General features: G+C 44.1%; 2 protein-coding genes. Both read right to left on the minus strand.

Translation table 11 applies throughout. The annotated features are described in order from the left end of the window. On the minus strand, nucleotides 1-460 hold a 460-nt coding region (locus R7E42_RS25405), incomplete at its 3' end, for a response regulator transcription factor (protein WP_318073293.1). Beyond that, nucleotides 453-1,073, minus strand: a 621-nt coding sequence (locus R7E42_RS25410; RefSeq protein WP_318073294.1) for an EAL domain-containing protein, incomplete at its 5' end; no start/stop codon positions are given. The genes R7E42_RS25405 and R7E42_RS25410, both read right to left, overlap by 8 nt.

A 1,073-nucleotide genomic window follows, 5' to 3' on the forward strand; every position in this document is an offset into this window, starting at 1 on the left:
GCAAATACTTCATCACGGCACTTTCTCTGCTCGAAAGTTGCGGCATTTCTCTTACTTCGTTCGCGACTTGCTTAAATTTAAAGAAGGTATAGCCCTTCACCACCGCTTCGATAGCGTCTTTCAGAATGTCGTGATTTTCCGACTTGCACACATAACCATCTGCGCCAGATCGAAACGCCATTTGACTGTACATTTGGCTGGTTTCCGCCGAGAAGAAAATGACCTTGCCTTCATAACCGTGGGATTTGATGCGTTTGTAGAAATCAAAGCCGTCGCAATCGGCCAAGTTCACATCCAAAATCAGCAGTTCAATGTTGCTTTCTTTTAATGTCTTAAATGCGGACTTAGCAGACGTTGCGGTAAACACTTCATTGGTCATCCCCAGCTCTTTCAGTAAGGATTTGATTGCAACGCAAACTAGAGGGTGATCATCAAAGATCAAACAATTCATTTTATTCATATCTTTCATTCAGTATGGTTATTGCTTCTGAAGGCATGGGTTTGTCGATGTAGAAACCTTGGCAAAGGTCAATTCCGTATTCACGCATCACTTGAAGCGTGACTTCATCTTCAATTCCTTCCGCGACGAGCCGTATGTTCAAACTTTTCGCCAGCGCACAGATGGCGACAACAATGTTGCGTTTTTTCATATCGCACTCGACGCCTTGCACAAACGAGCGATCTATTTTGAGCTCGTTGAACGGCAGTTGAGCCAGTTTTTCAAACGTCGATGAGCCAGTGCCAAAGTCATCAATTGAGACGGTGACGCCGTTCATTCTTAGCTTGAGTAAGTTCTTGTACAGATATGCACTGGTTTGGAACGTGTCTCGCTCTGTAATTTCAATGGTGATTTGAGAGGGTTCAATCTCGTTCTCAAGGCATTGCTGCAAAAAGCGATGTGAAAACTCCGGATCTTCCAAGTTTTCATGATCAACATTGATGGATACTTTTTGCGTCAAACCCCGATGCTTGATGTCATAAATCGCGTTATTCAAGACGGCTTGGAACAACTCGGCAGAGAGATGACAACGTTCAACAATCGGCAGAAAGTGGTAAGGAGACAACACGCCATA

This window comes from Vibrio sp. Vb1337 (assembly GCF_033338715.1).
Classification (GTDB): domain Bacteria; phylum Pseudomonadota; class Gammaproteobacteria; order Enterobacterales; family Vibrionaceae; genus Vibrio; species Vibrio alginolyticus.